The 2,978-nt window shown below is 76.9% G+C and carries 4 protein-coding genes; 3 read left to right on the top strand and 1 reads right to left on the bottom strand.

All coding sequences use genetic code 11. The annotated features are described in order from the left end of the window. The coding region (locus MCM47_RS39645; protein ID WP_238951707.1) for a hypothetical protein at positions 1 to 234 on the top strand (234 nt) is incomplete at its 5' end. Positions 235 to 431: 197 nt separating this feature from the next. Then, the gene (locus MCM47_RS39650) at positions 432 to 1,577 is read left to right on the top strand and encodes a DUF6745 domain-containing protein (protein ID WP_238951708.1); all 1,146 of its coding nucleotides are present in this window, start codon (positions 432 to 434) and stop codon (positions 1,575 to 1,577) included. Positions 1,578 to 1,669: 92 nt separating this feature from the next. On the opposite strand, the gene MCM47_RS39655 is transcribed toward MCM47_RS39650, so the two are convergent. Further along, on the bottom strand, positions 1,670 to 2,524 hold the full coding sequence (locus tag MCM47_RS39655; RefSeq protein WP_238951709.1) for an SDR family oxidoreductase: 855 nt from the start codon (positions 2,522 to 2,524) through the stop codon (positions 1,670 to 1,672). 252 nt (positions 2,525 to 2,776) lie between these two features. On the opposite strand from MCM47_RS39655, the gene MCM47_RS39660 reads away from it, so the two are divergent. Then, positions 2,777 to 2,978: helix-turn-helix domain-containing protein (locus MCM47_RS39660; RefSeq protein ID WP_238951710.1), on the top strand; the 202-nt coding region annotated here is incomplete at its 3' end.

The raw sequence follows: 2,978 nt of genomic DNA on the forward strand, positions 1-2,978 counted from the left end.
CGGGGCCGGCTGGTGCTGGCCCTGGGCGAGGTGACCGGCCATGCGCACGCCGTGGTCGGCCCCGGGCGGCTGCGGCGGGAGGCCGGCCCGTTCGGCGCGGCCTGGCTGCACCTGCCCGAGGGCGGCCGGGTGGTGCACGAGGAGCACGCGGCGATACCGCTGCCCAAGGGCTGGTACCGGGTGGTCCGCCAGCGCGAGTACGTGCCGGGCGCGGTGCGGATGGTCGCGGACTGACGGGCCCACCACGGCCGGGCGGCCACCTGGCGGGCCGGCCGTCGGGCCGGTCGGGTGCCGTGGAGTCGGGCGCGCCCGCGCGGGCGGTGGCGGGCCGGTGCGGCCGCGCCGCCGGGGGGGGGGCAGCCGCAGGAGCGGGACGGGACACGGAAGTCGGACGGCCGGGCGGAGCGCCCCGGCCGGGATCGGAGCAGGTGATGGTGACGGAGCAGGCGGTACGGCCCGCCGAGGCGGCAGGGCGCTGGCGGGCGAGTGCGGCGGCCACCGGGACGGCCGACCGGGCCGCGGTCGAGCGGGCGGTGCGGGCCGCCTACCGCGCGGCGGGGCTGGCCGAGCCCGGGGACATCCGCTGGTTCGGCTCGCCGGCCGCGGCGGCCGGGGCGGCGCTGGAGCTGCGTGCGGCGGGCGCGGTGAGCGTGCGCGAGGCGGTCCGCACGGCGCCCTGGGAGGCGGCCCGGCGGCTGGCCGTCGAACGGGTCGGCGCGGCCGGGTGGTCGGAGCTCTGGGCCCTCACCGGCGGTGAGCTCGGCCCGGTCGCCAACGCGCTGGCCGACCGGATCCGCGACGCCGTGCTCGACGAGCTCGCCCCCGAGCCGGACCGGGCGCGGAGCGGGCAGGCCACGGTCTCCGAGGCCCGGAGCCGACGGACCGCCGCCCGGCTCGCCCTGCTGGACGGTGTCCGGGGCCAGCACGACGCACCCTGGTTCGCTGCGTTCGAGGCGGCGGGCGTCCCGCTCGGCGAACCGGCCGCCACCGGGGCCGGCCCGGACGCCGCGACCGCCGGCCTGGCCGCTGCGACCGCCGGCTTGGCCGCGATCGCCGGCGTCGCCCGCGGCGCCGGCTGGTGGTGGCCGTACGAGGGCGTGGCCCTGGTCAGCGAACGTCCGGTCGCGCTGCACCGCGACGAGGCCGGCCGGCTCGACCGCGCCGACGGACCGGCCCTGGAGTTCGCCGACGGCTTCGCCCTGCACGCCTGGCGCGGCATGCCCGTCCCGGCCGAATTCCTCGCCGGTCTGGGCGAGGTGACCGCCGAACGGATCCGGACCGAGGAGAACGCCGAGCTGCGCCGCGTCCTGCTGGAGCACTACGGTTACGAGCGCTACCTCGCGGACTCCGGCGCCGAGCCGCTCCACCGGGACGAGACGGGCGTGCTCTGGCGGATCCAACTCCCCGACGACGAACCGGTGGTGATGGTGGAGGTGGTCAACTCAACCGCCGAGCCGGACGGCACCTTCCGTACCTACTGGCTGCGCGTCCCGCCGAGCACCCGCACCGCCCGGGCGGGCGTGGCCTGGACCTTCGGCATACCGGAGGCGGACTACCGCCCGGAGCGCGAGACCTGAGCGCGAGACCTGAGCACTCCGCCCCGCCTGAGCCCCGCACCCGGGGCCGGGGCGCCGAGAAGCCTCCGCCGATCGGGCACCCTCCGGGCCGCCTACCGGAAGGCCGGGGCGTTGCGGCGTGCCCAGTCGGCGAAGGTGCCGGCCGGGCGGCCGAGCAGCTGCTCCACGTCCGGGCTGACCCGCCGCTCCTCGTCGGTCGGCTCGCCGAGGATGTCGAGGGTGCCGTCGGCGACGGGCTCCGGCATGAACTGCACCAGGTGTGCCCGAGCGGCCTCCCGGCCGAGCTCCACGAAGTGCACCGGCTCGCCGACGGCCGCCGCGAGGGCGTGCGCCTGCTCGCGCGGGGAGACCGGTTCGGGTCCGGTCAGCACGTAGGTCCGGCCGGTGTGTGCGTGCCCGTCGCGCAGGACGGTCGCGGCCACCGCTGCCAGGTCCTCCGGGTCCACGGTGGGCAGGGCCACGTCGCCGAACGGCGCCGGCACGGTCCGTCGGGTCCGGACCGGCTCGGCCCAGGCGAAGGCGTTGGAGTGGAAGCCGCTCGGCCGCAGGATCGTCCAGTCGAGCCCGGACGCCCGGACCGCCTCTTCGTACGCCACCAGTGGCGCGTGCGAGACGGATCCGGGCCGGGTCCCGGAGACCTGGGAGGAGAGCAGCACCACCCGGCGCACCCCCGCCGCCCTGGCCGCGTCGAGGAGCGCGTCCGCGCTCTGACGGTCCGCACCTGCCAGCACCTCGCCGGAGAGGAGGAGGAACAGCGCCTCGGCGCCGCCCAGGGCCGGCCGCAGGCTCGCGGCGTCCGTCAGGTCGGCCGGGTGATGTCGCACGCCCACCGGGAGCGAGGCGTCCGAAGGCCGCCGCGAGACCGCCGTCACCTGCTCGCCCGCCGCCGCGAGAGCCTGCACCAGCGGCCGCCCGACATTGCCCGTCGCACCCGTCACAACGATCATCACAGCTGTCCCGTCCATCGGTGGAAGTCGATTGAACTCGCCTGTTGAAATGGAGAGTTGACGTCATCGCGGAGGATCCCGTTCGCGACGACAGGGAGACGCTAACAGCCTGCGTACAGTAGGTACCTAGGGGAAAGTGACCCGGCTCGGAGGGGGAGCGCTGTGGGTGAGGCGGACGGGTGGAAGGCGGGCGGGCCGAAGGCGGACCGGGCGGCGGTCGACGGATCGACTGACCCGGGCCAGGCGTGTCCGATCGGCCCGGTGGTGGACCTGGTCTTCAGCCGCTGGACCACCCCGATCCTCTGGGCGCTGAACGAGCACGGCCGCCAGCGCTACGTGGAGCTCCAGCGCCGGATCACCGCGATCACCCCCAAGGTGCTCACCCAGCGGCTGCGTCAACTGGAGCGCGACGGCCTGGTGCAGCGGACGTACCACGCCGAGGTGCCGCCGCGGG

The organism is Kitasatospora sp. A2-31, assembly GCF_022288725.1.
GTDB lineage: Bacteria > Actinomycetota > Actinomycetes > Streptomycetales > Streptomycetaceae > Kitasatospora.